Consider the following 26,771-nt stretch of genomic DNA (forward strand, 5'->3'; position numbering starts at 1 on the left):
GGGCGCCGGCGGTGGCCGAGTGGCGGCTTCCGGCAAGAAGCGGTGGATCGACTATCCGCGGAGCGACCGGGACGGCTGGCAGCGCTGGATGCCGTCGTGGAAGCTCGTCTCGGGCCTCTGCATCGCGTTCTTCGGCGGCCTGGTGGCCGTCGCCGGCATCGCGTACGCCATGGTCGGCATCCCCGACGTCGCCAAGACGGCGACCGCCCAGAACAACGTGTACTACTGGGCCAACGGTCACGTGATGGTCGCCACCGGTGGTGAGCGCAACCGCCAGGTGATCAAGCTCTCCGACATTCCCAAGGCGATGCAGAACGCGGTGATCTCCCAGGAGAACAAGACGTTCTACACGGACAGCGGCGTCGACCCGAAGGGCATCGCCCGCGCGGTGTTCAACATGGCCCGGGGCGGCGAGACCCAGGGTGGCTCGACCATCACGCAGCAGTACGTCAAGAACGCCATGCTGGAGGACCAGTCGCAGACGGTCTCCCGCAAGGTCAAGGAGATCCTCGTCTCCGTGAAGGTGGGCGCCGAGGTCGACAAGGACGAGATCCTCGCCGGCTACCTGAACTCCGCCTACTACGGCCGTGGGGCCTATGGCCTCCAGGCCGCGGCGCGGGCGTACTTCGGCAAGGACGCCGTGGAACTGAACCCCGGCGAGTGCGCTCTCCTCTCGGCCGTTCTGAAGGGCGCCACCTACTACGACCCCGCGGGCGCCACGTCGATCGACCAGTCCGCCACCCCGGACGCCAACAGGAAGCGTGCCCTGCGGCAGATGCAGGACACCCTCGACAAGATGGTCGAGTACGGGCATCTGGACCAGGCGGAGCGGTCCAAGTACACCGAGCTCCCCACGGTGCAGAACCCCCGGTCCAACACCCAGCTGGGCGGCCAGATCGGCTACCTCGTGGATCTCGCCAGGGCTTCCGTGATCAAGGACGGAATCGCGACACGGGATCAGCTGGACCAGGGTGGATACGAGATCCACACGACGTTCGACGAGAACAAGGTCAAGGCGCTCGAGACCGCGGTCACGAAGGTCTACAAGGCGAACATCAAGCCCGATCAGCGCCCCAAGACCGACACCCACGTCCAGTTCGGCGGGGCGTCCGTGAACCCTGAGACGGGTGCCATCGAGGCCATCTACGGTGGCGCCGACGCGACCAAGCACTTCACCAACAACGCCGATGTGACCGGCGCCCAGGTCGGTTCGACCTTCAAACCGTTCGTGCTCGCGGCGGCGATGAAGTGGGGCGTGCGCGATCCTGAGGGCCCCGAGGACCAGCCCCAGGACGCGCGCACCGTCGTCTCCCCGAAGAGCCTCTACAGCGGCGAGAACGACCTCAAGATCAAGAACTATGACGGCTCGATCTGGATGAACGAGAAGGGCGAGCAGTGGCGTCAGGAGAACGACGGCAAGGACTCGCTCGGTGATCCGCCGGACTACAAGATCGACCTGCGCGAGGCCATGCGGGAGTCGGTGAACTCCGCCTACGTGCAGCTCGGCATGGACGTCGGTCTGGACAAGGTGAAGGAGGCCGCGGTCGACGCCGGTCTCCGCTCGGAGAGCCTGACGGGCACCAGCTACCCGTCGTTCTCCATCGGTGTCTCGGATCCCAGTGCGATCCGTATGGCGGGCTCGTACGCCACCTTCGCGGCCAGCGGGAAGCAGCGCGAGCCGTTCTCCGTCACGAAGGTGGTGCACGAGGGCGAGACGGTCCTCACGCACAAGGGCACGACCAAGCAGGCCTTCACCGAGAAGGTCGCGGACAACGTCACGGACGTCCTGAAGACCGTCGTCGAGGACGGCACGGGTTCCAACGCCCAGCTGCCGGGCCGTGAGGTGGCGGGCAAGACCGGTACCACCGACGGCAACAAGTCCGCCTGGTTCGTCGGGTACACCCCGCAGCTGTCGACCGCGATCAGCATGTTCCGCTACCCGGACGACGAGTCCATCAAGAACCGCACGTTCCTGGAGATGTACGGGACGGGCAACCAGGACAAGATCCACGGCGCTTCGTTCCCGTCGGAGATCTGGCACGACTACATGCTGGAGGCGCTGAAGGGCCAGCCGGCGAAGAAGTTCCCGACCCCGGAACCCATCGGTGAGGTCCTCAACGACACACCGCCGCCGAGCCCGACCCCCACGCCCACCGAGACGGAGGAGTCGAGCCCCTCACCGAGCCCGACGCCCAGCGAGACTCCGACCAGTCCGTCGCCCACGCCGACCGAGACCTGCGGTGTCTTCGACTGGGAGTGCGAGAACGGGGACAACCGCGGCAACCAGAACGGCGGCAATGACACCGCCGGCGGGGACGGCGATACCTCGCCGTCGCCCTCGACCAGTGCGACGGACGGGGACGGCGACAGTGAGGGCAACGGCAATGGGCCAGGAGGCACCATCTGGGGTTCGAGCGGATAGTCGCCGAGATGCCCGGCGTGCGTGTTTCACGTGAAACACCCGCTTGTTTCACGTGAAACAGGGGCCGCCGCACCCATCAGGGCGCGGCGGCCCCGTCGTATCCCCGGACGCGTACGGCAGGATGTGCCCCATGCCCAGTGCAGAATCGACGCCAGCGAGCGTGCACGAACCGGATCGGGTGCCGCCGAGCAGGGAGGACCCGGTCGCCGCGGCAGGCAGCGAGCTGATCGGCGGTCCTCTCGGCCGGCGCGCCCTGCTCGGGACGTCCTGGTGGACGCCGGTGCGGGTGATCGCGCTCGTGGCGATCGGCGTCTTCGCCCTCGGCCTGGTCCAGAAGGCGCCCTGTTACAACGGCGCCTGGTTCTTCGGTGCCAGCTCCCAGTACACGCACGCCTGCTACTCGGACATCCCGCACCTCTACCAGGGCCGTGGGTTCGTCGACGGACTCGTGCCGTACTTCGACAGACTCCCCGGCGACATGGAGTACCTCGAGTACCCGGTGCTGACCGGCGTGTTCATGGAGGTGGCCGCCTGGCTCACCCCGGGCAGCGGCACCATCCAGGACCAGGAGCAGTGGTACTGGATGGTCAATGCCGGGATGCTCATGGTGTGCGCGGTGGTCATCGCCGTCTGCGTCACCCGCATGCACACCAGGCGCCCCTGGGACGGCCTGCTGGTCGCGCTGGCACCCGCCTTCGCGCTGACCGCGACCGTCAACTGGGACCTGCTGGCGGTCGCCCTGACGATCGCGGCGATCCTGATGTGGTCGCGGGGGCGTGCGGTGGCCTTCGGTGTGCTGCTGGGGCTGGCCACGGCCGCCAAGCTCTACCCCTTCCTCATCCTCGGCCCGTTGCTCGTGCTGTGCTGGCGTGCGGGCAAGTGGCGGGATTTCGCGAAGGCCCTGGCGGGTGCGGTCGTTGCCTGGCTCGTGGTGAACCTGCCGGTGATGCTCTTCGCCTTCGACGGCTGGTCGAAGTTCTACACGTTCAGCCAGGAACGCGGCGTCGACTTCGGGTCCATCTGGCTGATCATCGTCCGCAACTCCGACGACCCGCCCACCACCGAGACCGTCAACACACTCGCCACGCTTCTGATGCTGCTGTGCTGCGGCGCCATCGCGGCACTCGCACTGACCGCCCCACGCCGTCCGCGGTTCATCCAGCTCGCCTTCCTCATCGTCGCGGCGTTCATCCTCACCAACAAGGTCTACTCGCCGCAGTACGTCCTGTGGCTGGTGCCGCTGGCCGCGCTGGCCCGGCCCAAGTGGCGGGACTTCCTGATCTGGCAGGCGTGCGAGGTGGCCTACTTCCTGGGCATCTGGATGTACCTCGCCTACACCACCAGCGGAGAAGCCCACAAGGGCCTGCCGACGGACGGCTATCACTGGGCCATCGCCATCCACCTGCTGGGGACGCTGTATCTGTGCGTCATGGTCGTCCGCGACATCCTCATGCCGGACCGGGACCCGGTACGGCGGACCGGCGACGACGACCCTTCGGGCGGTGTGCTCGACGGCGCGGAGGACGTCTTCGCCCTCGGTCCCGCGGCTCGTCCGGCGCAGCACAAGGCCTGTACCGAAGGCCCCCGGGTGGAATGGGGCGCAGGACAGCAGCCCGGCGGTTCGCTCTGAGCGAACCGATCCCCGGCGTGAAAAGGGCCGTACACGGTTGCCGTGTACGGCCCTTTCCCTGTCTGTCCAGCCGGTCCCGGCCGGCCCAGGGGTGTCGCTTCGCGCGGGATCCTAGCGGTCGACGATGCGGTCGAACTGCGTGGTGGTGTGCCGCAGGTGTGCCACCAGCTCGTCACCGACCGTCGGCTCCGGGGCGTCGGAGGGCACGAACAGGATCGACACCTGCATGTGCGGCGGTTCCGCGAACCAGCGCTGCTTGCCGCCCCAGACGAACGGCGACAGGTTCCGGTTCACCGTGGCCAGACCGGCCCGGGCGACACCCTTGGCGCGCGGCATGACACCGTGCAGCGCCTTCGGCGCCTCCAGACCCACGCCGTGGGACGTACCGCCCGCCACGACCACCAGGAAACCGTCGGAGGCCGCCTTCTGCTGCCGGTAGCCGAAGCGCTCCCCCTTGGCCACGCGGGTGACGTCCAGCACGGCGCCGCGGTACTCGGTGGCCTCGTGGTCCCCCAGCCACAGCCGGGTCCCGATGCGCGCACGGAACCTGGTCTGCGGGAACTGCTGCTGGAGGCGTGCGAGTTCGTCGGCCTTGAGGTGGCTGACGAACATCGTGTGCAGCGGCAGCCGGGCCGCCCGCAGCCGGTCCATCCACCCGATGACCTCCTCGACGGCGTCCGAGCCGTCGGTGCGGTCCAGCGGCAGATGGATGGCGAAGCCCTCCAGCCGGACGTTCTCTATGGCGGCGTGCAACTGCGGCAGGTCCTGCTCGCTGATGCCGTGCCGCTTCATCGAGGACATCACCTCGATGACCACCCGCGCGCCGACCAGGCCGTAGACGCCGTCGATGGAGGAGACGGAGCGCACCACCCGGTCCGGCAGCGGCACCGGCTCCTCGCCGCGCCGGTAGGGCGTCAGCACCAGCAGGTCGCCGCCGAAGAAGTCCTTGATCCGGGCGGCCTCGTAGGTCGTGCCCACGGCGAGGACGTCGGAGCCGAGGCGCGTGGCCTCCTCCGCGAGCCGTTCGTGCCCGAAGCCGTAGCCGTTGCCCTTGCAGACCGGGACGAGCCCGGGGAACTGCTCCTGCACGTGCTTGTGGTGCGCCCGCCAGCGCGCGGTGTCGACGTAGAGCGTGAGCGCCATGGCCGGACCTGGAACCTTTCTGGTGGCTGCGGTGTGGCAGAGGTGAGGGGAACGCGTCGGAGCGGTGGAAGCCTCTCCGACGCTACTGGAGCGAGGGGCGTGGGTCAGCGGCGCGACATGTAGATGTCGAGCGCCTTGTGCAGCAGCTTGTTCAGCGGGAAGTCCCACTCCCCGAGATACTCGGCCGCCTGCCCGCCCGTGCCGACCTTGAACTGGATCAGGCCGAAGAGGTGGTCGCTCTCGTCCAGGGAGTCGGAGATGCCGCGCAGGTCGTAGACGGTGGCCCCGAGGGCGTAGGCGTCGCGCAGCATCGCCCACTGCATCGCGTTCGAGGGCCGGACCTCACGCCCGATGTTGTCGGAGGCGCCGTAGGAGTACCAGACGTGCCCGCCGACGACCAGCATGGTCGCCGCCGACAGGTTCACCCCGTTGTGCCGGGCGAAGTACAGCCGCATGCGGTTGGGGTCCTCGTTGTTGAGGGCCGCCCACATGCGCTGGAAGTAGGACAGCGGCCGCGGCCGGAAGTGGTCGCGCACGGCCGTGATCTCGTACAGGCGCTGCCACTCCTCGAGGTCGTGGTAGCCGCCCTGGACGACCTCGACGCCGGCCTTCTCGGCCTTCTTGATGTTGCGGCGCCACAGCTGGTTGAAGTTCTTGTGGACCTCTTCCAGGGACCGGTTGGCCAGCGGCACCTGGAAGACGTAGCGGGGCTGCACGTCGCCGAAGCCGGCACCGCCGTCCTCGCCCTGCTGCCAGCCCATGCGGCGCAGCTTGTCGGCCACCTCGAAGGCACGCGGCTCGATGTGGTCGGCCTCTATGTCGCGCAGCCGCTTGACGTCGGGGTCCTGGATGCCCTTCTTGATCGACGCGGCGTCCCAGCGCCGGATGATCACCGGCGGGCCCATCTTCACCGAGAAGGCGCCCTGCTGCTTCAGGTGCGCCAGCATCGGCTCCATCCACTCCTGGAGGTTCGGCGCGTACCAGTTGATGACCGGGCCTTCGGGGAGGTACGCGAGATAGCGCTTGATCTTGGGCAGCTGCCGGTACAGGACGAGGCCCGCGCCGACCAGCTGACCGGTCCGGTCGTCGAACCACCCGAGGTTCTCCGAGCGCCATTCCGCCTTTACGTCCGCCCAGGCCGGGACCTGCATGTGACTCGCCGCCGGCAGGCTCTGGATGTAGGCCAGATGCTGCTCGCGGCTGATGGTCCTCAGGGTCAGGCTCATTCGGGGCGCTCCTCGGGCTGGTGTGTCCCCATGGGTACAGGGGCTCCGGCTCTCGCGCGAAGCCTACTGCGCCCTGTGAGCGCCCCGTCCGGCGTACGGGGGGTCCGCGCCTCCCGCGGGACGGCGCGGACCGGGGATCAGCCGAAGAGCCCGCCGTGGGCGATGCCGAAGTAGAGGCCGATCGCGGAGGCGCCGATGCCCAGGACCAGTCCGAAACGCTCTCGCGTCGTCTCGGAGATGTACTGGCCGTACCCACCGGTCAGGACACCGGCCAGTCCGGCCCAGGAGGTCAGGATGTGGAGCCACGTGAAGCCCGCGGTCACGAGGGAGAGCACCCCCAGCACCAGGCTCACGGCCAGCAGCGTGTCCTGGAGCGGGTGAGCCTTGCCGTCGGTGGCCAGCAGGCCGGTCCTGGGTTTGGCGGGTCGCATGATCTGTGCCATGGAGAACCTCCAGCCGAAGGCAGTCTGTCTTCGCCCTGCGCTTCCGTTGTGTACAGACTGCGTCCCCCCACAGGCGGATTTCAACCGCAAGCCGTCGGCCGGGTACTCTGTATCTTCTGCACTGGTGTCTGCTGCCGGCCCATGGCCGGGCGACCTCCTCGGAGGAGACCCGATTGTCAGTGGGTCCTGCTTTACTCGCTGATGCCGGTGCCAACGCATCGCAACCCTCCTGCCACGGAACGACCGTGGCCGCTGAGTCCAAAGGAGGTGGGTTCCACATGCGTCACTACGAGGTGATGGTCATCCTCGACCCCGATCTCGAGGAGCGCTCTGTCTCCCCGCTGATCGAGAACTTCCTCTCTGTCGTCCGTGACGGCGGCGGAAAGGTCGAGAAGGTCGACACCTGGGGCCGTCGTCGTCTCTCGTACGAGATCAAGAAGAAGCCCGAGGGCATCTACTCGGTCATCGACCTGCAGGCCGAGCCTGCGGTCGTCAAGGAGCTCGACCGCCAGATGAACCTGAACGAGTCGGTCCTCCGGACCAAGGTCCTCCGTCCCGAGATGCACTGAGCTTCCGCTCAGCCGAATCCGGGATTCGAGTAGCAGCACAAGCAGCCAGCAGCAAACCCGCCGAGAGGTTCCCCCATGGCAGGCGAGACCGTCATCACGGTCATCGGCAATCTTGTCGACGACCCCGAGCTGCGCTTCACCCCGTCCGGTGCGGCCGTCGCGAAGTTCCGTGTCGCGTCGACCCCCCGCACCTTCGACCGCCAGACGAACGAGTGGAAGGACGGCGAGAGCCTCTTCCTGACCTGCTCGGTCTGGCGCCAGGCGGCGGAGAACGTCGCCGAGTCGCTCCAGCGAGGCATGCGCGTCATCGTGCAGGGCCGGCTGAAGCAGCGGTCCTACGAGGACCGTGAGGGCGTCAAGCGCACGGTCTACGAGCTGGATGTCGACGAAGTCGGCGCCAGCCTGCGCAGCGCCACGGCCAAGGTCACCAAGACCTCGGGCCAGGGTCGCGGCGGCCAGGGTGGTTACGGCGGCGGTGGCGGCCAGGGTGGCGGCGGCTGGGGCGGCGGCCCCGGCGGTGGCCAGCAGGGCGGCGGCGCGCCGGCTGACGACCCCTGGGCCACGGGCGCTCCCGCCGGTGGCCAGCAGGGCGGCGGCGGTGGCTGGGGCGGTGGCTCCGGCTCCGGCGGCGGTGGCGGCTACTCGGACGAGCCCCCCTTCTAGGCGGGCTCCACCCACACTTCTTGATCACACAGGAGAAACATCATGGCTAAGCCGCCTGTGCGCAAGCCGAAGAAGAAGGTCTGCGCATTCTGCAAGGACAAGGTCACGTACGTGGACTACAAGGACACGAACATGCTGCGGAAGTTCATTTCCGACCGCGGCAAGATCCGTGCCCGCCGCGTGACCGGCAACTGCACGCAGCACCAGCGTGACGTCGCCACGGCCGTCAAGAACAGCCGTGAGATGGCGCTGCTGCCCTACACGTCCACCGCGCGATAAGGGAAGGGTGACCGACTCATGAAGATCATCCTCACCCACGAGGTCTCCGGCCTCGGTGCCGCTGGCGACGTCGTCGACGTCAAGGACGGCTACGCTCGCAACTACCTGATCCCGCGGAAGTTCGCGATCCGCTGGACCAAGGGTGGCGAGAAGGACGTCGAGCAGATCCGTCGTGCTCGCAAGATCCACGAGATCCAGACCATCGAGCAGGCCAACCAGGTGAAGGCCCAGCTCGAGGGTGTGAAGGTCCGTCTGGCCGTCCGCTCCGGCGACGCCGGTCGTCTCTTCGGTTCCGTCACCCCGGCCGACGTCGCCTCGGCGATCAAGGCTGCCGGTGGCCCCGAGGTCGACAAGCGCCGCATCGAGCTGGGCACGCCGATCAAGACCCTGGGCGCCCACGCGACGTCCGTGCGTCTGCACCCCGAGGTTGCCGCCACGGTCAACCTTGAGGTTGTTTCCGCCTGAGCCTGGCTCTCGCTGAAGCGATGAGATGGGGCCGCACTCCCGGTCGGGAGTGCGGCCCCATTGTCATGGCGGACGACGGGCGGGTCCTGGCGCCACGTGTTTCACGTGAAACAGCGCGTTTCACGTGAAACGGTCAGCGCGTCGCGCCGGTGACGACCCACCGGCCCGAGCGGGTACGCCACCACAGCGTCAGCATGCGCATCGTCATCATCAACGTCATGGCCCCCCACAGCGCGGTGAGCCCGCCGCCGAGCGTCGGAACGAGAAGCGCAGCCGGGGTGAAGACCGCCAGGGTGACCAGCATCGCCCAGGCGAGATACGGACCGTCTCCCGCGCCCATCAGCACCCCGTCCAGGACGAAGACCACGCCGCAGATCGGCTGGGAGAGGGCCACGATCACCAGAGCGGGCAGGGCGGCGTCCTTGACCGAGGAGTCACCGGTGAACAGGGGCAGGAACGCCGGCCGGGCCAGCACCACGAGAAGGCCCAGCGGGACTCCGACCGCGACGCCCCATTCGACCATCCTGCGGCAGGCGTCCCGCGCCCCCTGGGTGTCGCCCGCCCCCAGATAGCGCCCGATGATGGCCTGCCCGGCGATGGCGATCGCGTCGAGGGCGAACGCCAGCAGGCTCCACAAGGACAGGATGATCTGATGGGCCGCGATGTCGGCGTCCCCGAGACGAGCCGCCACGGCAGTGGCGATCATGAGGATCGCCCGCAGCGAGAGGGTGCGGACGAGCAACGGCACTCCGGCCTGGGCCGAGGCCCTGATGCCGGCGGCGTCCGGGCGCAGGGACGCTCCGTGCCGGCGGGCTCCGCGGATGACCACTCCGAGGTACACCGCGGCCATGCCGAGCTGGGCGATGACGGTGCCCCAGGCGGAGCCGGCGATGCCGAGGCCGGCGCCGTAGACGAGCACGACATTGAGGACGGCGTTGGCGAGGAAGCCCGCGACAGCCACGTAGAGGGGGGTCCGGGTGTCTTGCAGTCCGCGCAGCACACCGGTCGAGGCGAGCACGACGAGCATGGCCGGGATGCCGAGCGAGGAGATCCGCAGATAGGTGACGGCGTACGGGGCGGCGGTGTCGGAGGCGCCGAAGAGCTCCACCAGGGACGGGGCCGTGGGCAGGACGACGGCGATGACGGCGGCGCCGAGCAGCAGCGCCAGCCAGATGCCGTCCATTCCCTGCCGGATGGCGGCCTGCGGATCGCCCGCTCCGACGCGTCGGGCGACGGCCGCCGTGGTGGCGTAGGCGAGGAAGACGAAGATGCTGACGGCTGTGGTCAGCAGGGCCGAGGCGATGCCGAGTCCGGCGAGTTGTGCGGTGCCGAGATGGCCGACGATGGCGCTGTCGGCCATGACGAAGAGGGGCTCGGCGACGAGCGCGCCGAAGGCCGGGACGGCCAGCGCGACGATCTCACGGTCGTGCCGGCGCCGGACGGCGCGGGAGCGCGCGGGGGCCTGTGTCATGAGCACCAATCTAATCGTCCACAGGTAAGAGATGCAAAGCTTTAGCGCCCCTTACTTGCCTGCTCGATCGATGTGCTCCTGTGTGCGGTTCGAACTGATCTTGATCCGACTGGGAAAGTTTTTCTTCTGCACAGCCGGTGGATGGTGAAACCGCAGTTCAGAGGCGTGCCAGCGGTCACAGCGAGGGCTTGTTCACAGGGCTGTCCACCGGGTCGTGCACAGCTTTCGGGGAGTTGTCCACAGCATCTGGCCAGTCGTCCACATGGCCTGTGGATAACCAGATTGGCTGACGGTGCCCGCGGGCCTACGGTAGTCCGGCGCCTGCTCCGTCCGTCGGCTGGTGAACCATCACAAAACCGACGCCTCAGAACCGGAGTTGGGCGTCCTATTTGTCAGTGCCGTGCCGTAGAAATGACGAGCACGGCGAGGTCCGCTCGGCGGACGGGAGGAGGTGGCTCGGTGAGCATTTCCGAGCCCTTGGACGACCCGTGGGCCGACAGCGGTCCCAGCGATCGTCTGCCCGCTTCCCGCCGTCGGGGGGACAGCGCCGGGAGCCGCGACGACCAGCATGAACGCGGCCGGGACGGTGGTGCGTGGGACGGTGCGGGACCGTCCGCGTTCGAGCGGGTGCCTCCGCAGGACCTGGAGGCCGAGCAGTCCGTTCTCGGCGGCATGCTGCTGTCCAAGGACGCCATCGCGGACGTCGTCGAGATCCTCAAGGGCCACGACTTCTACAAGCCGGCCCACGAGACGGTCTACCAGGCGATCCTCGACATCTATGCCAAGGGGGAGCCCGCCGACCCCATCACGATCGCCGCCGAGCTCACCAAGCGCGGTGAGATCAACAAGGTCGGCGGCGCCTCCTATCTGCACACGCTCGTCCAGACCGTGCCCACGGCCGCGAACGCCGCCTTCTACGCGGAGATCGTGCACGAGCGTGCCGTCCTGCGCCGCCTGGTGGAGGCCGGCACGCGGATCACGCAGATGGGATACGCGGCCGACGACGACGTGGACGAGATCGTCAACCGGGCCCAGGCCGAGATCTACGCCGTCACCGAGCAGCGCACCAGCGAGGACTACCTGCCGCTCGGCGACATCATGGAGGGCGCGCTCGACGAGATCGAGGCGATCGGGTCGCGCAGCGGCGAGATGACCGGCGTGCCCACCGGCTTCACCGACTTCGACTCGCTCACCAACGGTCTGCACCCGGGCCAGATGATCGTCATCGCCGCCCGTCCGGCGATGGGCAAGTCGACGCTCGCGCTGGACTTCGCGCGGGCTGCCTCGATCAAGAACAATCTGCCGAGCGTCATCTTCTCGCTCGAAATGGGACGCAACGAGATCGCGATGCGCCTGCTGTCAGCCGAGGCCCGCGTCGCGCTGCACCACATGCGGTCCGGCACGATGACGGACGACGACTGGACGCGGCTGGCCCGCAGGATGCCGGACGTCTCGGCCGCGCCCCTCTACATCGACGACTCCCCGAACCTGTCGATGATGGAGATCCGAGCCAAGTGCCGGCGCCTCAAGCAGCGCAACGATCTCAAGCTGGTGGTCATCGACTACCTCCAACTCATGCAGTCCGGCGGGTCCAAGCGGGCGGAGAGCCGTCAGCAGGAGGTCTCGGACATGTCCCGAAACCTCAAGCTCCTGGCCAAGGAGCTGGAGCTCCCCGTCATCGCGCTCTCCCAGCTGAACCGTGGCCCCGAGCAGCGCACCGACAAGAAGCCGATGGTCTCCGACCTGCGTGAGTCCGGCTCCATCGAGCAGGACGCCGACATGGTGATCCTGCTGCACCGTGAGGACGCCTACGAGAAGGAGTCGCCGCGCGCGGGCGAGGCGGACCTGATCGTGGCCAAGCACCGAAACGGTCCGACGGCGACCATCACGGTCGCCTTCCAGGGCCACTACTCGCGATTCGTGGACATGGCGCAGACCTGACCCGCCGGTCAGGGGAAAACGGTTCGACGCGGGGTGTGCGGGCCGGTGGACTGGGGGTATGACGACACCTCAGGAAGAGCTGCTTCCCGCCACGCGCCGCGCGCTGCTGCACCGGATCGCCGTCGCCCAGGCGGAAGGACGGACGCCGTCGCTCGTCGCCGCGGTGGTGCGGGACGGACGGACCGTGTGGCACGGGGCGCGGACGTCGGTCGACGGGCACGGGCCGGACGAGAGCGTGCAGTACCGGATCGGCTCGATCACCAAGACCTTCACCGCCGTTCTGGTCCTGCGGCTGCGCGACGAGGGTCTGCTCGACCTCGGAGACCGGCTGGAGAAGCACCTGCCGGGCACCGGAGCGGGCGAGGCCACCATCGCCGGGCTCCTCGCGCACACGGGAGGGCTGGCCGCCGAGTCGCCCGCGCCGTGGTGGGAACGGACCCCCGGCTCGCTGCGTCCCGAGCTGGCCGATGTGCTGGGCGAGCAGCCTCTTCCGCACCCGGTGGGCCGCCGGCACCACTACTCGAACCCCGGGTACACCCTGCTCGGCGCCCTGGTCGAGCGACTGCGCGGGGCGCCGTGGGAGGAGGTGCTGCGGCGGGAGGTGCTGGAGCCGCTGGGCCTGGACCGCACGACCACGCGTCCGAAGGCGCCGCACGCCGGCGGCTGGGCGGTGCATCCGTGGGCCGACGTGATGCTGCCCGAGCCCGCCGAGGACCTCGGGAGGATGGCGCCGGCCGGTCAGCTCTGGTCCACCACCGGGGACCTGGCACGGTTCGCCGCGTTTCTGGCCAAGGGCGACGACAAGGTGCTGAGCGCCGAGACGGTGCGGGAGATGCGGACCCCGGCGGCGCCGGCCGAGGCCGCCGATGTCGCGGACGGCACGACGTACGGACTGGGCTTGCAGATCCAGTACCGGGACGGACGGCTGCTCGTGGGTCACTCCGGCTCCCTGCCGGGTTTTCTGGCGAACCTCACCATCGGCGTCGAGGACGACGTGGCGGCGGTCGTGCTGACCAACTGCACGTCCGGGCCGCTGACGGCCGGGGTGGGCGCCGACCTCGTACGGATCGTCGCGGAGGCCGAACCGCGGATCCCGGAGCCCTGGCGGCCGCTGCCGGACGTCGACCGCTCCGTGCTGGAGCTGGCCGGGCCGTGGTACTGGGGGACCCATGCCTTCGCGCTGCGGCTGACGCCCGCCGGGGGAGTCTCGCTGGAGCCGCTGTCGGGTCAGGGCCGCCGTTCGCGCTTCCGGGCGAACGGCGACGGCACCTGGACGGGGCTGGAGGGCTATTACGCCGGTGAACTGCTGCGGGCCGTGCGACGCCCGGACGGGACCGTGAGCCATCTGGACCTCGGGTCGTTCGTCTTCACGCGCCGGCCCTACGACGAAGAGGCCTCCGTGCCGGGCGGGGTCGACCCGGAGGGGTGGCGGGGCATCGGCTAGGCCCTTGCGGCGGTTCAGCGGTGCGCTGTTTCACGTGAAACAGCGCACCGGCCCCCGGGCGCACCACGTCAGAGTTCGAGCTTGAAGCCCGTGTGCGAGGCGGAGAAACCGAGACGTTCGTAGAAGCGGTGGGCGTCCGTGCGGGTCTTGTCGGAGGTGAGCTGGACCAGGTGGCAGCCTTGCCGACGGGATTCGGCGACGGCCCATTCGATGAGCTGGGTGCCCAGGCCGCTGCCCCGCTCGTCGGCGTGGATGCGCACGCTTTCGATGATCGAGCGCGTCGCCCCGCGCCGGGAGAGTCCGGGGACGACGGTGAGCTGGAGCGTGCCCACGACACGGCCTTCGCGGACGGCCACGACCAGGTGCTGGTGCGGGTCGGTACGCAGGCGTTCGAAGGCGGCGAGGTAAGGGCTCAGATTGTCCGGTGATTCGCGCCGGGCGCCCAGCGGGTCGTCGGCGAGCATCGCCACGATCGCGGGGATGTCGTCCTCGGTGGTGCGGCGTATCTCAAGATCTCCCATGACCGCACCCTACGCAGGCCCTGCGCAGCGAGGAACCGGCGCGGACCCGGGTCCGCGCCGGCTTCGGTCAGGCGGGCACCGGTGTCTTGAGGGTCTCCACGGCCCGAACCAGCGGGGCCAGGTCGGGGTTCCGCGCCGCCTCGTCGAGAGCCTCGCGCAGGGCGGCGTCGTTGGTGGGCCGCGCCGCGTCCAGCAGCTTCAGGCCCTCGGCGGTGACGTTGGTGTAGATGCCGCGACGGTCGGTGGGGCACAGGTAGCGCTCCAGCAGTCCGCGGTCCTCAAGGCGGGTGACCAGGCGGGTCGTGGCGCTCTGGCTGAGAACGACGGCGTCGGCGACCTGCTTCATCTGTAGATGGCCTCCGTCCCCCTCGTGCTGCCGGCTGAGCACGTCGAGCAGGGAGTACTCGCGCACGCTCAGGTCGTGCCCGGACTGCAGGGCGCGCTCGATATGGGCCTCGATCCTCCCGTGCAGCAGGGAGAGGGCGCACCAGCCCTGGGAGAGGGCGGTGAGCGCGGGGTCCGTCGCTGTCATGTGGTTCCTCCGTCCCGGAGCGGCTGACACAAGGGTAGACCAGGTGCGCAATTTCGGGCGTTTGCATGTAGCCCGCGTGCGCAACTATTGTGAACGCACGCAAAGCGCTCCTGCAATCGTCTGGGAAGGTGTACCCCCATGCCTCTCGCGCTACTGGCTCTCGCGATCGGGGCCTTCGGGATCGGAACGACCGAGTTCGTGATCATGGGCTTGCTGCCCGAGGTCGCGAGCGACTACGGGGTCTCCATCCCCACCGCCGGCTTCCTGGTGACCGGCTACGCGCTCGGCGTGATGTTCGGCGCCCCGCTGATGACCGTGCTCGGCACCAAGGTTCCGCGCAAGCGGATGCTGATGCTGCTGATGGGCCTGTTCATCGTCGGCAACCTGCTCTCCGCCCTGGCTCCCGCGTTCTCCGTCATGCTGATCGGGCGCGTGGTCGCCTCCCTCGCACACGGTGCCTTCTTCGGCATCGGCTCGGTCGTCGCGGCCGGCCTGGTCGCTCCGCACAAGAGGGCCGGAGCGATCGCGATGATGTTCACCGGGCTGACCGTCGCGAACGTCGTGGGCGTCCCCCTGGGCACGCTGGTCGGGCAGTCGGCCGGCTGGCGCGTCACCTTCGCCCTGGTCGCCGCGCTCGGTGTCCTCGGCCTGGCCGGCGTCGCCAAGCTCGTGCCCGACGTGCCCAAGCCGGAGGGCGTGCGGCTGCGGCATGAACTCGCCGCCTTCAAGAACGCCCAGGTCCTCCTGGCGATGGCGATGACCGTCCTCGGCTTCGGCGGTGTCTTCGCGGCCATCACCTACATCGCGCCGATGATGACGCACGTCACGGGCTTCGCCGACGGCTCGGTCACCTGGCTGCTGGTGCTCTTCGGACTCGGCATGGTCGGCGGCAACCTCGTCGGCGGCCGGTTCGCCGACCGTTCCCTGATGCCCATGCTGTACGTCTCCCTGGGCGCCCTCGCCGTCGTTCTCGCCCTCTTCACGCTCACCGCGCACAACAAGGTCACGGCTGCCGGAACGATCGTCCTGATCGGTGCCCTGGGCTTCGCCACCGTGCCGCCGCTCCAGAAGCGCGTCCTCGACCACGCCCACGGTGCCCCGACGCTGGCCTCGGCCGTGAACATCGGCGCCTTCAACCTCGGCAACGCGCTGTCCGCCTGGCTCGGCGGCGTCGTCATCAGCGCGGGCTTCGGCTACACGGCGCCGAACTGGGTCGGCGCCGCCCTCGCCGCCGCGGCCCTGGTCCTGGCCCTCGTCTCGGCCGCGCTGGAACGGCGCGACGACGCGTCCGGCGCCGTCGTCGCGGGCTCCGCAGCCGGCGAGCAGCGGACCGCCGTGACCCACTGAACCGCCCGGGCGACCGGGCCACCGCGTCGCGGTGCCAGGGCCGTCCCCGCGATCAGCGATCCCACCGTGCCTCGTCCCGAACGAGGTGCAGCACCACCGCATCAAGCAAGGAGAATCCCCCATGACCACGACCACCAGCACCGCCGTCGTCCCGCTGTCCATCCAGGACGCCGAGAGCCTCGTCGCCGCGGCCCACCGTGCCGCCGAGGCCGCCGGGGTCACCGTCAGCGTCACCGTCCTCGACGCCGGCGGCCATCTGCTCGCCTTCCGGCGTGACGACCGCGCCGTGCTGATCTCCGGGGAGACCAGCACCCGCAAGGCCTACACGGCACTCCAGCTGGACGCCCCCACCGCCGACCTCCCCGCCGCCGCGCCGCGCGGAGGTCAGCCGGCCGCCACGGTCAGCGGAGCGAACCGGCGGGTCCGGTCCCCGGGCAGCTCCGTGATCCCGTACGTCATGACCGCGTTCGTGGCGACCGTGGCGAGGCCGCGCTCGTTGGCCCACGTCAGCAGCTCTTCGTGCCGTACGTCGATGTCGGTGCGCAGCGGCCGGTCGGTGCGGGCGGCGAGGGAGGTCACGAGGGCCTTGGCCGTCTCGGTGTCGCGGGCGATCAGCGGTCCCACGACGTGGGTGTCCATGTTGGGCCAGGCGGCGGCGTACCCGATGAGCCGGCCCGCCTCCTCGGCCACGCGCAGCTGGTCTGCGAAGGCGGGCAGGCGCGTGAGGATGTGGGTGCGGTCGGCGCCGAAGACCTCCTCGTCGAGCCGGAGGATGGCGGTGAGGTCCTCCGCGGTGGCCGCCCGTGTGGCGATCCGCGGCTCGGGCCCGCCCGGCGTGAAACGCCCCCGCACCATCTCCGCCCGGCCGGTGCCCTTGAAGCCGAGCTCCTCGTAGAGCGGGCGGCCGTTCGGGGTCGCGTGCAGCGTCAGTGGCGTGGTGCCCTGCGCCGAGAGCACGTGGCGCATCAGCCGGCGTCCCACACCCTGGCGGGCGTGCCGCTCGGCGACCAGCACCATGCCGATGGCCGCGAGCGACGGCCGCTCGACCGGGCCGTACTCGGTGACGGTGCAGACACTGACGAGGCCGCCTGCGGGGTCGTCGATGCCGTAGCCCTTTCCGGCGGTGAGAAGGAAGCCCCACTTGTGTTCCTCGCGTGGCCACCCCCGGTCCTCGGACAAGTCGGCGCAGGCGGTGAGATCGCGGAGCGTCAGACGGCGGATCGGCAAGGAGGAGAGGGAAGGAGTCGCCACGCAGGTCAGGCTGTCCGACGGGAGCCGTCCGCGTCCACCTCTTTGCCGGGGGACGCATGACCTTTTGGCCATGTCATGGCGCAGTGTGCGGGCGTCAGCCGAGATCGGGCGCGTGCATCGCGCGTACGCCCTCGATGTTGCCGTCCAGATAGTGCCGCAACGACAGCGGTACGAGATGGACCGAGGCGATCCCGACCCGGGTGAACGGCACCCGGACGATCTCGTACTCGCCGGCGGGCTCGTCGACCTCGGGACCGTGCCGCAGCGCCGGGTCCATGGACTCCAGGTGGCAGACGAAGAAGTGCTGCACCTTCACGCCGGTCGCGCCACCGTCCTCACCGATGTGCTCCACGGTGTCCACGAAGCAGGGGACCACGTCGCTGATCTTGGCGCCCAGCTCCTCGTAGACCTCGCGGTGCAGGGCGTCGACGACGGTCGTGTCCTCCGGCTCGACCCCGCCTCCGGGAGTGACCCAGTAGGGATCGACACCGGGCTTGGTGCGCTTGATCAGAATCAGGTCGCCGCCGTCCAGCAGGACGGCGCGGGCGGTGCGCTTGACCACGGGTCGGACGGTCATGGGAGAAATGTGGCCCGGCTGGTTCCACGTGAAACATCGGCGTGCCCGGCCGCTCAGCTCCAGTCCCCCGCCGCACGCAGCAGCCACTCGTGGGCACGGGCGATGTGCGGCATCGCCAGCGTGCCGGTGCGCACCACCAGGAAGTACGTCCGCAGCGGCGGCACCGCCGGATCGTGCAGGGCGACGACGTCCCCGCGTGCCAGAGCAGCGGCGCACAGATAGCGGGGCAGCACGGCGAGCCCGGCGCCCGAGACCACGCAGGTGAGCACCGCCCGCAGGTCGGGAACGACGACGGTGCCAGGGGCGGCCGGGCAGGTGTCGAAGACGGACGCCCAGTACCGGCTGACGAAGGGCAGCGACTCGTGCACCTCGACCACGGGCACGTGCGCCAGATCCCGTGCCGAGGTGCGGCGGGGCTTCCCGGCGCCGGTCTGCGCGGCCCAGCGGGGCGCGGCGACCAGGACATGCTCCTCGTCGCAGAGCGGAGTCGCCGTGAGCAGAGCGCCGCGCGGCCGGGCGGTGCCGATGGCCAGATCATGATGTCCGGCGGCCAGTCCGTCCAGTGCCTCCTCGGCGTTCCCGAAGGTGGCGCGCAGCGCGAAGCCCTGCCCGTCCTTGCCGGTGAGCTCCGTGAGCGCGGGCAGCGCCCGCTCGGCGGTGAACTCGGGTGGCCCGGCGAGATGCAGGGTGCGTACCGGGGAGTCGTCGTCGACCCCGGTCTCGGCGATCTCCACCAGCGCGTCGAGGTGCGGGGCGGCCTTGTGGGCGAGTTCGTCGCCGATGGTCGTCGGGGTGACGCCTCGGGCCTGGCGCAGGAACAAGGGCCGGCCGAGCTGCCGTTCCAGTGTCCTGATCTGCGAGGTGACGGCAGGCTGGGAGAGGCCGAGCAGGGCGGCGGCGCGGGTGAAGGAACCGGCCCGGTGCACGGTCACGAACGTGCGCAGCAAGGCCAGATCCACGGAAGACCTCCCCCTTCCCCGGCGTTCCAGGCGCCCCCGGCCGCGCTCAACTATAAATATGTCGATAGGTCGCTGTCGCTACTGTGATTGGACACTGACACTGAGTCAACTAGCCTTGGTCGCGCGGTTCTTCGCGCGCGGAACCGAGCGGACGGTCCGAGCCACGAGGGGGGAGGCTCGGACCGTCCGTCGTGTCCGGCCGGGCACCGGACGGCGACTGCGCGGCGGAACTCAGTCCGCCGACCGCTCCAGGGCGCGCAGCAGATCGGCCACCAGGTCCTCGGGATCCTCCGCGCCGACCGAGAGGCGGATGAAGCCCTCCGGTACCGCGTCGCCGCCCCAGCGTCCGCGCCGCTCGGCCGTGGACCGCACCCCGCCGAAGCTCGTCGCGTCGTCCACGAGCCGCAGGGCGTCGAGAAAACGATCGGCACGCGCACGCGAGGGCAGCGTGAAGGAGACGACGCATCCGTAGCGCCGCATCTGCCGCGAGGCGACCTCGTGCGAGGGGTCGTCACGCAGCCCCGGGTATCGCAGGCCGGTCACCTCGGGCCGCTCCCGCAGGGCTTCGGCCACCTTCAGCGCGGTGGCGTTCTGCCGGTCGACACGCAGCTGGAGGGTGGAGATCGAACGGTGCGCGAGCCAGGCCTCCATGGGCCCGGGGATCGCGCCGGCGATCTTGCGCCAGCGCCGTACGGCGGCCATGGCCTCGGCGTCGCGGCCGGTGACGTACCCCAGCAGGACGTCGCCGTGGCCGGTGAGCTGCTTGGTCCCGCTGGCCACGGAGAAGTCGGCGCCGAGCTCCAGCGGGCGCTGTCCGAGCGGCGTGGCGAGCGTGTTGTCGACGGCGACCAGGGCGCCGCGCGCGTGTGCCGCCTCGACGAGCCGCCGGACGTCGCACACGTCGAGGCCCGGGTTCGAGGGCGTCTCGATCCACAGCAGCCTCGCCCCGTCCAGGACGGCGAGCTGGGCGTCGCCGCCGGTCGGGGCGGTGCGCACCTCGATGCCGTAGGTCTCCAGCTGGGCGCGGAGCAGCGGCAGCGCCTGGTAGCCGTCGTCGGGCAGCACGGCCACGTCCCCGGCGCGCAGCTGGGAGAAGAGCACCGCGGAGATCGCGGCCATGCCCGAGGCGAACACGAGCGTCTCCGCGTCGTCCCGCCCGGGTGCCTCCAGCTCGCCGATGGCGCGCTCCAGGTGGGTCCAGGTGGGGTTCTCGTCGCGGCCGTAGGTGTACGGGCCGGTGGGGTCGCCCGGCAGGTGGAAGTGGGCGGCGAACACGGGACCGGGCAGGGTCGGCTCGTGCTTGACCGGTTCGGGCAGACCGGCGCGCACCGCGCGTGTGCCGTCACCGGCGGACGTGTCCGCGCCCGGTGCTCCTCCGTCGCCGCCAGCGGAATCGTTCATGCCGCCCGTCCCTTCATGTGCTCACGTACGGCGGCGAGCAGTCCGCCGCTCGCCGCCTCCACCATCTCAAGGCACTCGTCGAAGCCGTCCGCACCCCCGTAGTAGGGATCCGGTACATCCAGGTCACCGCCGTCGGCGGCGGGGTCGTACGACCGCAGCAGCCGTACCTTGGCCGCGTCCCGCTCCGTGGGCGCGAGCCGCCGCAGTGTCCTCAGGTGGCCCGCGTCGAGGGCGACGACGAGGTCGAGGCGTGCGAACCAGGACGGCTGGAACTGCCGGGCCGTGTGGTCGAGGGCGTAGCCGTTCTCCGCCAGGACGGCCACGGTGCGCGGGTCGGCGCCCTCGCCCTCGTGCCATCCGTCGGTGCCGGCGCTGTCGGCCTCGACGAGGTCGTCGAGCCCGGCCTCCGCCACGCGCGCGTGGAAGACGGCCTCGGCCATCGGGGAGCGGCAGATGTTCCCCGTGCACACGAAGCAGACGCGGTAGGTCATGGGACTCAGTCCCCGTCGGGCAGGAAGGCGTTGAGGGCCCAGGACACGACCGAGATGATCAGGCCGCCCAGGACGGCGGTCCAGAAGCCCTCCACGTGGAAGCTCACGTCGAGCTTGTCGGCCAGCCACGAGGTGAGCAACAGCATGAGCGCGTTGACCACCAGCGTGAACAGGCCGAGGGTGAGGATGAACAGCGGGAAGGTGAGCACCTGCACGATCGGCTTCACCAGCATGTTCACCAGCCCGAAGACCAGGGCGACCACGATCAGCGTGGCGGCCTTCTCGCCGGTGCTGCCACCGGTCAGGGTGATCTTGTCGAGCAGCCACACGGCGACGGCCAGGGCGCCCGCGTTGGCGATCGTCTTGACTAGGAAATTCTTCATGTGTCTGATCGTGGCAGATGCGATCGGAATCGAACGGTGAGGCAGGGGCGGACGAGGCGATGAAGGCATTCCGGCTGGACGAACTGGAGGCGGAGCGCGCCGCCAACGACGGCGCCTATCTGCAGTTCCTTCGCGAGCGGAACATGTCGGTCGGGCTGTACGCGCTCGACGCGGGCACGGCGGACCCGCAGAAGCCGCACGCGCAGGACGAGGTGTACTTCGTGGTCAGCGGCCGCGCCGCGATCACGGTGGGTCTGGAGACCACCGATGTCGCCCGCGGCAGTGTGGTGTACGTGCCGGCCGGTGTGGCCCACAAGTTCCACCACATCAGCGAGGACCTGAGGGTGCTCGTGGTGTTCTCTCCGCCCGAGAGCTGAGCCGCGACCCCGGGGTTCCCTAGGGGATCGGTCAGGGGGAGACAAGGGGTGCGAGGGCCCTGGCGAGGCTCTCGCGGCCCTAGCATCGAGTGCAGGACATCAGGAGATTCCCCGCGGGATCCCGGGCCACCCGAGGCCCCGGCGCTCGGACGGGCGGAGAGGTAAGGACGAGGGCGATGCGAGAGATCTTCACGGGACTGCCGTGGTGGGTGAAGTGGATCGCGGTGCCGGTCATCGCCCTGGTCGTGTTCGGCGGGCTGATCGCCAGCGTGGTCGGCTTCGTGGTCGGACTGCTGTTCAAGCTGCTGCTCTTCGTGGCGCTCGTCGGCGGACTGATCTACGTCGTACGCAAGTTCATGACGGGCTCCTCGTCACGCAGCGACTGGTGAGCGGCGCGGGACACCGGGGGCGGTAACAGGAACTGCCCGTTCCCTCGCGCGAGGGAAGTTTCCCGGACGGGCCGTCGGCACGCGGTGACCGGCGGTTAGAGTCCGGAACTCGACGCGGGGGCGACCCCGCGAGCGGCGTACCCCCCACCCCGTGTTTCCCCGCACGGGCTGCCCCCCTCGCGTTCCGGGAGTGACCCTTGGCCACGGCTGACACCGCATTCGTCCCGCCGCGCGCACTGCCCGTGCAGCCCCGTTCGGGGCCCCGGACACCCCCCGCGCCCGCCGGGCCGCCCTCCGCGGAACCGCCCGCGGTGACCCTCATCGGCTCGGTGCAGCGCGCGATGCGCCTGCTGGAGTGCGTCGCGGAGCACCGGTACGGGGCACCCGCCAAGCAGCTGGCCCGGGAGACGCGGCTGGCGCTGCCCACGGCGTATCACCTGCTGCGCACGCTCGTGCACGAGGGATATCTGCGCCGGGAGAAGGGGCTGTTCTTCCTCGGAGAGGCCGCCGAGCGGCTGAGCAGCAGCGGGGCCGAGCAGAAACGTCGCAGCACGATCGTCGACGCCCTGGCGCGCTGGCGCGACGCGATCGGTGCTCCCGTCTACTACGCCCTGTACCGCGACGGCGAGATCGAGGTCGTGTGCGTCTCCGACACCCCGGGCAATCCCGCGGTGGAGGAGTGGGCGGACTTCCGCGAGACCGGCCACGCGCACGCCGTCGGGCAGTGCCTGCTGTCGCAGCTGGACGAGGAGGCCCGCCGCGATCACCTGGACCGCTACCCGGTGAGCCCCTTGACGCCGTACACGGTGCGTGACGGGGTCAGTCTGATGAAACGACTGGAACGTACGCGGCGGATGGCGCCGGTGACCGAGCGCCAGGAGTACGCCCTGGGCGCGGTCTGTGCGGCGGTCCCGATCACCATCGGCACCACGGCCGCGACGATGGCCCTCTCCCTACCCGCCCATCAGGCCGAGCGGCTGCTGCCCGCGGCACAGCGTCTACAGCACGAAATGGGCCGGCTTCTGGGGTCACTCGCGCTCTCTATCAGTATCTGAAAACTCACTCCTTGTGATCTGGTGTGTACGTTGAGCAAGATGCCACCAGTGTAAGAGGTTTGATTCCCGGACAGTCGACGGCGAATGACGGGGTAGGCGATGGGCGAGTCCGTGCAGGCAGAGGTCATGATGAGCTTTCTCGTGTCCGAGGAGCTCTCTTTCCGCATTCCGGTGGAGCTGCGCTACCAGACCAGTGATCCCTACGCGGTGCGGCTGACCTTCCATCTGCCTGGCGATGCCCCGGTGACCTGGGCCTTCGGCCGGGAGCTGTTGGTCGACGGGGTGGGCACGCCGTGCGGTGACGGTGACGTGCGCATCGCGCCGGTCGATCCGGGACCGCTGGCCGAGGTGCTGATCCGTCTTCAGGTCGGCAGCGACCAGGCGCTGTTCCGTTCCTCGGCGGCGCCGCTCGTGGCGTTCCTCGACCGGACCGACAAGCTGGTGCCGCTGGGGCAGGAGGGCGCGCTCGCCGACTTCGACGCACACCTCGACGAGGCACTGGACCGCATCCTCGCGGAGGAGCAGAGCGCGGGCTGAACCGTTACGGCGGACATGGGTGGTGGCGTAACGCTTCGGCAGGCTGCCCGCCTGTGCAGGAACGGTTCTTCAGGCCGGACGGCTCGCGGTGCCGTGGGGACCGCCCTCGCGTGGTTCAGCGCTTGCGGCGGCGGCCCCGCCCGCCACGCGCCGGCGCCGGCACGGTGCCCGGCGCCGCACCGGCGCCCTGCCCGACCGGGCGGCCTGCCGGACGGTCGGCCGAGACGACCACGGCCGCGAGGGCGGTGGTGACCGGCACGGACGCCACCAGGCCGATCGATCCCACCAGCGTGCGCACGATCTCCTCCGCGACCAGCTCGCTGTTGGCGACCGTCCCCACGCTGCTCTGGGCGATCGAGAACAGCAGCAGCAGCGGCAGCGCGGCGCCCGCGTAGGCGAGGACGAGGGTGTTGACGACGGAGGCGATGTGGTCGCGGCCGATGCGGATGCCCGCGCGGTACAGGCCGCGCCAGCCCATCGTGGGATTGGCCTCGTGCAGCTCCCAGACCGCCGACGTCTGGGTCACCGTCACGTCGTCGAGGACACCGAGGGAACCGATGATGACCCCGGCGAGCAGCAGACCGCTCATGTCGATCGACGGATACAGCCCGTGGATCAGGCCGGTGTTGTCGTCCGTGTTGCCGCTGAGCGCGGCCCAGCCGATGAACAGCGAGCCCAGGACGCCGATCAGCACCAGCGAGACCAGGGTTCCGAGCACCGCCACGGACGTTCGTGCCGACAGTCCGTGGCACAGGTAGAGGGCGATCAGCATGATGGCGCTGGACCCGATCACCGCCACGAGCAGCGGGTTCGACCCCTGGAGGATGGCGGGCAGGATGAAGAAGTTCAGCAGCAGGAAGCTGATGGCCAGGGAGATGAGGGCCATCAGACCCCGCAGCCGGCCGACGACCACGACGGCGAGCGCGAAGATGCCGGCGAGCAGGGCCATCGGGAACCCGCGGTCGATGTCGGTCACCGAGTACTGGAGGTCCTTCGGCGCGGACGGCTCGTAGGCGACGATCACCTTCTGGCCCTCGTGCAGCTGGCGTGTCTGGTCCGGCTGCACGATCTCGTTGAAGGTGCGGCCCTTGTCCTTGCCGGTGTCGATGCGGATCGTCGCCCGCTTGCAGTCGCCGTTCTCCCGCTGCACCGCGGAAGAGCCCTCCGCGGTGGAGGTGTCACCGGTCGGCGGGACACCGGAGGCGTTGGCGGACTTGCAGCTCAGCCGCTCCACCTCGGTGACCGTGGCCTGCTGCGTCTGCCGGTCGAAGCCGACCCCGGTGCGCTCGTGCGGTGGTGCGCCGCCCGGCCACAGCACGGCGAGCCCGACCACCACCGCCGCGGCGAACGGGATGAGGACCGCCGCGATGACCTTCCGCAGATGCCGTGAGACGGGCGCCGCGGGCCCGTGACCGTGTCCGTGTCCGTGGCCGTGCGAGTGCCCGTGTCCGCCACCGCCACCGTGTCCGCCACCGGAGTGCTCACCGCCGGCTCCGTGGCCCGTCCCGTCACCGGACCCGTGACCGGAGTCGTGGCCGCCGAGGGAAGAGCCGTGGCCGTGACCCGCTTCCTGTCTCCCACCGCGACCGTACGGGCCCTCGGAGGCATGGCCTTCCGCACGCCCGTCGCCTGCTTGCGCGCCCGGGCCGCGGCGAGGTTCGTGCGGCGGATAGGGAGGGTGCTGGGTCGTGGTCACCGACCGATCATCGCAAGAACGAGGGGGGCCCTCTGTTCACCGCGCCCGAATTGACGCTAGCGTGGGGGCACCTTTGTACACGCGGGAGCTCGGAGCACCGGGCTGAGAGGGCGCTGACCTCCGTCCCAGCGATGTTTCACGGGAAACATCACCGAAGTCGAGTGATGTTGACCACGAGGCGTCGCCAGACGGATACCGCTGCGTCGACCGCTGAACCTGTTACCGGGTAATGCCGGCGTAGGGAGTAGGTCTCATGACCATCAAGGACGCACGCACGCCTGCCTCCACCCAGAACCCCGCCGAGGCGGAGTCCGCGGAGGCCGGGAAGTCCATCGGCTGGCACAAGGCGTACGTCGAGGGCTCGCGCCCCGACCTGCGGGTGCCGGTCCGTCAGGTGCACCTCACCAACGGGCAGTCGGTCACGCTCTACGACACCTCGGGCCCGTACACCGATCCACTCGTCGACACCGACGTCCGCAGGGGGCTGCCGCCGCTGCGGGAGAACTGGGTCATCGCCCGCGGCGACACCGAGGAGTACGCGGGCCGTCCCGTCCGCCCCGAGGACGACGGGATCAAGCACACCTCACCGCGCGGTGGCCTGCGCAATCTGGACGCGGTCTTCCCCGGGCGCCCGCGTCAGCCGCGCCGCGGCCGGGACGGCACGGCGGTGACGCAGCTCGCGTACGCGCGCCGGGGCGAGATCACGCCCGAGATGGAGTACGTGGCCATCCGGGAGAACGTGGCGCCGGAGGTGGTCCGTGAGGAGATCGCCGCCGGGCGGGCCGTGCTGCCGGCCAACGTCAACCACCCGGAGATCGAGCCGATGATCATCGGCAAGCGGTTCCTGGTGAAGGTGAACGCCAACATCGGCAACTCGGCGGTGACGTCCTCCATCGAGGAGGAGGTCGAGAAGATGACCTGGGCGACCCGATGGGGCGCCGACACGGTCATGGACCTGTCCACCGGCCGCAACATCCACACCACCCGCGAGTGGGTGCTGCGCAACTCCCCCGTGCCCATCGGCACCGTGCCGCTCTACCAGGCCCTGGAGAAGGTCGACGGCAAGGCCGAGGACCTGACCTGGGAGGTCTACAAGGACACGGTGATCGAGCAGGCCGAGCAGGGCGTGGACTACATGACGGTCCACGCGGGCGTCCGCCTGGCCTACGTGCCGCTCACGGCGAACCGCAAGACCGGCATCGTCTCGCGCGGCGGCTCGATCATGGCGGCCTGGTGCCTGGCGCACCACAAGGAGTCGTTCCTGTACGAGAACTTCGAGGAGCTCTGCGAGATCCTCGCCGCGTACGACGTCACGTACTCCCTCGGCGACGGTCTGCGGCCGGGATCGATCGCGGACGCCAACGACGAGGCGCAGTTCGCGGAGTTGCGCACGCTCGGGGAACTCAACCGGGTCGCGAAGCGTTTGAACGTTCAGACCATGATCGAGGGCCCGGGCCACGTCCCGATGCACAAGATCAAGGAGAACATCGACCTTCAGCAGGAGATCTGCGATGAAGCCCCGTTCTATACGCTCGGCCCGCTGACGACGGACGTCGCAC

At 69.7% G+C, this 26,771-nt stretch carries 28 protein-coding genes and 1 pseudogene; 15 read left to right on the top strand and 14 right to left on the bottom strand.

The genetic code is table 11. The annotated features are described in order from the left end of the window. Positions 1-19 precede the first annotated feature (19 nt). Both GTW67_RS21760 and GTW67_RS21765 read left to right on the top strand, forming a co-directional pair. Positions 20-2,422 (top strand): transglycosylase domain-containing protein, encoded by a 2,403-nt coding sequence (locus tag GTW67_RS21760; RefSeq protein ID WP_524539809.1) that lies wholly within the window; start codon positions 20-22, stop codon positions 2,420-2,422. A 121-nt stretch (positions 2,423-2,543) separates the two neighbouring features. Further along, on the top strand, positions 2,544-4,052 hold the full coding sequence (locus GTW67_RS21765; RefSeq protein ID WP_161166483.1) for a glycosyltransferase family 87 protein: 1,509 nt from the start codon (positions 2,544-2,546) through the stop codon (positions 4,050-4,052). A 111-nt stretch (positions 4,053-4,163) separates the two neighbouring features. On the opposite strand, the gene GTW67_RS21770 is transcribed toward GTW67_RS21765, so the two are convergent. The 3 genes from GTW67_RS21770 to GTW67_RS21780 all read right to left on the bottom strand — a co-directional run bounded on the left by GTW67_RS21770 (position 4,164) and on the right by GTW67_RS21780 (position 6,864). Further along, complete coding sequence (locus tag GTW67_RS21770; RefSeq protein WP_161166484.1) at positions 4,164-5,195, bottom strand: alanine racemase; 1,032 nt, start codon at positions 5,193-5,195, stop codon at positions 4,164-4,166. 104 nt (positions 5,196-5,299) lie between these two features. Then, positions 5,300-6,421 (bottom strand): peptidoglycan bridge formation glycyltransferase FemX, encoded by a 1,122-nt coding sequence (gene femX, locus GTW67_RS21775; protein WP_161166485.1) that lies wholly within the window; start codon positions 6,419-6,421, stop codon positions 5,300-5,302. Positions 6,422-6,558: 137 nt separating this feature from the next. Then, entirely contained in the window at positions 6,559-6,864 is a 306-nt protein-coding gene (locus tag GTW67_RS21780) for a hypothetical protein (RefSeq protein ID WP_161166486.1), read from the bottom strand. 278 nt (positions 6,865-7,142) lie between these two features. On the opposite strand from GTW67_RS21780, the gene rpsF reads away from it, so the two are divergent. The 4 genes from rpsF (at position 7,143) to rplI (ending at position 8,840) form a co-directional block, all read left to right on the top strand. Further along, complete coding sequence (rpsF, locus tag GTW67_RS21785) at positions 7,143-7,433, top strand: 30S ribosomal protein S6 (protein ID WP_003975025.1); 291 nt, start codon at positions 7,143-7,145, stop codon at positions 7,431-7,433. Positions 7,434-7,508: 75 nt separating this feature from the next. After that, positions 7,509-8,096 (top strand): single-stranded DNA-binding protein, encoded by a 588-nt coding sequence (locus GTW67_RS21790; RefSeq protein ID WP_161166487.1) that lies wholly within the window; start codon positions 7,509-7,511, stop codon positions 8,094-8,096. A gap of 42 nt (positions 8,097-8,138) precedes the next feature. Then, positions 8,139-8,375, top strand: a complete 237-nt coding sequence (gene rpsR / locus GTW67_RS21795; RefSeq protein WP_003949403.1) for a 30S ribosomal protein S18 — start codon at positions 8,139-8,141, stop codon at positions 8,373-8,375. Positions 8,376-8,393: 18 nt separating this feature from the next. Next, positions 8,394-8,840 (top strand): 50S ribosomal protein L9, encoded by a 447-nt coding sequence (gene rplI / locus GTW67_RS21800; RefSeq protein WP_161166488.1) that lies wholly within the window; start codon positions 8,394-8,396, stop codon positions 8,838-8,840. Positions 8,841-8,973: 133 nt separating this feature from the next. On the opposite strand, the gene GTW67_RS21805 is transcribed toward rplI, so the two are convergent. Continuing rightward, a complete protein-coding gene (locus tag GTW67_RS21805) occupies positions 8,974-10,311 on the bottom strand; it encodes an MATE family efflux transporter (protein WP_161166489.1) in 1,338 nt (445 codons plus the stop codon). A gap of 459 nt (positions 10,312-10,770) precedes the next feature. On the opposite strand from GTW67_RS21805, the gene dnaB reads away from it, so the two are divergent. Both dnaB and GTW67_RS21815 read left to right on the top strand, forming a co-directional pair. After that, positions 10,771-12,252 carry a replicative DNA helicase gene (dnaB, locus tag GTW67_RS21810; protein WP_161166490.1) on the top strand — a complete coding sequence of 494 codons (1,482 nt, stop codon included), beginning with the start codon at positions 10,771-10,773 and terminating at the stop codon, positions 12,250-12,252. A gap of 58 nt (positions 12,253-12,310) precedes the next feature. Next, a complete protein-coding gene (locus GTW67_RS21815) occupies positions 12,311-13,696 on the top strand; it encodes a serine hydrolase domain-containing protein (RefSeq protein ID WP_161166491.1) in 1,386 nt (461 codons plus the stop codon). 68 nt (positions 13,697-13,764) lie between these two features. On the opposite strand, the gene GTW67_RS21820 is transcribed toward GTW67_RS21815, so the two are convergent. Both GTW67_RS21820 and GTW67_RS21825 read right to left on the bottom strand, forming a co-directional pair. Further along, positions 13,765-14,217 (bottom strand): GNAT family N-acetyltransferase, encoded by a 453-nt coding sequence (locus tag GTW67_RS21820; protein ID WP_161166492.1) that lies wholly within the window; start codon positions 14,215-14,217, stop codon positions 13,765-13,767. A 67-nt stretch (positions 14,218-14,284) separates the two neighbouring features. Further along, the gene (locus tag GTW67_RS21825) at positions 14,285-14,749 is read right to left on the bottom strand and encodes a MarR family winged helix-turn-helix transcriptional regulator (RefSeq protein ID WP_161166493.1); all 465 of its coding nucleotides are present in this window, start codon (positions 14,747-14,749) and stop codon (positions 14,285-14,287) included. 138 nt (positions 14,750-14,887) lie between these two features. Here GTW67_RS21825 and GTW67_RS21830 point away from each other — a divergent pair, with 138 nt between their 5' ends. Further along, entirely contained in the window at positions 14,888-16,096 is a 1,209-nt protein-coding gene (locus GTW67_RS21830) for an MFS transporter (protein ID WP_161166494.1), read from the top strand. A gap of 52 nt (positions 16,097-16,148) precedes the next feature. On the opposite strand, the gene GTW67_RS38370 is transcribed toward GTW67_RS21830, so the two are convergent. Further along, complete coding sequence (locus GTW67_RS38370) at positions 16,149-16,352, bottom strand: hypothetical protein (protein ID WP_346010715.1); 204 nt, start codon at positions 16,350-16,352, stop codon at positions 16,149-16,151. Between GTW67_RS38370 and GTW67_RS21835 the strand changes: the two are divergent. Beyond that, positions 16,257-16,511: pseudogene (locus GTW67_RS21835) on the top strand (heme-binding protein); the annotation flags it as partial. The gene GTW67_RS38370 and the pseudogene GTW67_RS21835 sit on opposite strands and share 96 nt — an antisense overlap. On the opposite strand, the gene GTW67_RS21840 reads toward GTW67_RS21835, so the two are convergent. The 6 genes from GTW67_RS21840 to GTW67_RS21865 form a co-directional block, all read right to left on the bottom strand. Then, entirely contained in the window at positions 16,481-17,347 is an 867-nt protein-coding gene (locus tag GTW67_RS21840; protein ID WP_161166495.1) for a GNAT family N-acetyltransferase, read from the bottom strand. The pseudogene GTW67_RS21835 and the gene GTW67_RS21840 sit on opposite strands and share 31 nt — an antisense overlap. Positions 17,348-17,441: 94 nt before the next feature. After that, positions 17,442-17,924 (bottom strand): NUDIX domain-containing protein, encoded by a 483-nt coding sequence (locus GTW67_RS21845; RefSeq protein WP_161166496.1) that lies wholly within the window; start codon positions 17,922-17,924, stop codon positions 17,442-17,444. 53 nt (positions 17,925-17,977) lie between these two features. Continuing rightward, positions 17,978-18,883: a LysR substrate-binding domain-containing protein gene (locus GTW67_RS21850; protein ID WP_161166497.1), complete on the bottom strand. Its 906-nt coding sequence runs from the start codon at positions 18,881-18,883 to the stop codon at positions 17,978-17,980. A gap of 231 nt (positions 18,884-19,114) precedes the next feature. After that, on the bottom strand, positions 19,115-20,284 hold the full coding sequence (locus tag GTW67_RS21855; protein ID WP_161166498.1) for a cystathionine gamma-lyase: 1,170 nt from the start codon (positions 20,282-20,284) through the stop codon (positions 19,115-19,117). After that, positions 20,281-20,775: a low molecular weight protein-tyrosine-phosphatase gene (locus GTW67_RS21860; RefSeq protein ID WP_161166499.1), complete on the bottom strand. Its 495-nt coding sequence runs from the start codon at positions 20,773-20,775 to the stop codon at positions 20,281-20,283. Before GTW67_RS21860 ends, GTW67_RS21855 begins: the two co-directional genes overlap by 4 nt. Positions 20,776-20,780: 5 nt before the next feature. Then, complete coding sequence (locus tag GTW67_RS21865; protein WP_161166500.1) at positions 20,781-21,158, bottom strand: phage holin family protein; 378 nt, start codon at positions 21,156-21,158, stop codon at positions 20,781-20,783. 59 nt (positions 21,159-21,217) lie between these two features. Between GTW67_RS21865 and GTW67_RS21870 the strand changes: the two genes are divergently transcribed. From GTW67_RS21870 to GTW67_RS21885, 4 genes are all read left to right on the top strand, one after another. Then, positions 21,218-21,535: a cupin domain-containing protein gene (locus GTW67_RS21870; protein ID WP_161166506.1), complete on the top strand. Its 318-nt coding sequence runs from the start codon at positions 21,218-21,220 to the stop codon at positions 21,533-21,535. 176 nt (positions 21,536-21,711) lie between these two features. Then, a complete protein-coding gene (locus GTW67_RS21875) occupies positions 21,712-21,924 on the top strand; it encodes a DUF5326 family protein (protein WP_161166501.1) in 213 nt (70 codons plus the stop codon). Positions 21,925-22,265: 341 nt separating this feature from the next. Beyond that, positions 22,266-22,979: an IclR family transcriptional regulator domain-containing protein gene (locus GTW67_RS21880; protein ID WP_202437530.1), complete on the top strand. Its 714-nt coding sequence runs from the start codon at positions 22,266-22,268 to the stop codon at positions 22,977-22,979. Between the two features lie 99 nt (positions 22,980-23,078). Continuing rightward, positions 23,079-23,516: an SsgA family sporulation/cell division regulator gene (locus tag GTW67_RS21885; RefSeq protein WP_161166502.1), complete on the top strand. Its 438-nt coding sequence runs from the start codon at positions 23,079-23,081 to the stop codon at positions 23,514-23,516. 115 nt (positions 23,517-23,631) lie between these two features. Here the strand turns inward: GTW67_RS21885 and GTW67_RS21890 are convergent, their stop codons facing one another. Then, positions 23,632-25,212 (bottom strand): YibE/F family protein, encoded by a 1,581-nt coding sequence (locus GTW67_RS21890; protein ID WP_161166503.1) that lies wholly within the window; start codon positions 25,210-25,212, stop codon positions 23,632-23,634. A 253-nt stretch (positions 25,213-25,465) separates the two neighbouring features. Between GTW67_RS21890 and thiC the strand changes: the two genes are divergently transcribed. After that, positions 25,466-26,771: phosphomethylpyrimidine synthase ThiC (thiC, locus tag GTW67_RS21895; RefSeq protein WP_161166504.1), on the top strand; the 1,306-nt coding region annotated here is incomplete at its 3' end.

Source organism: Streptomyces sp. SID5910 (assembly GCF_009862125.1).
In the GTDB taxonomy this organism is placed as follows: Bacteria; Actinomycetota; Actinomycetes; order Streptomycetales; family Streptomycetaceae; genus Streptomyces.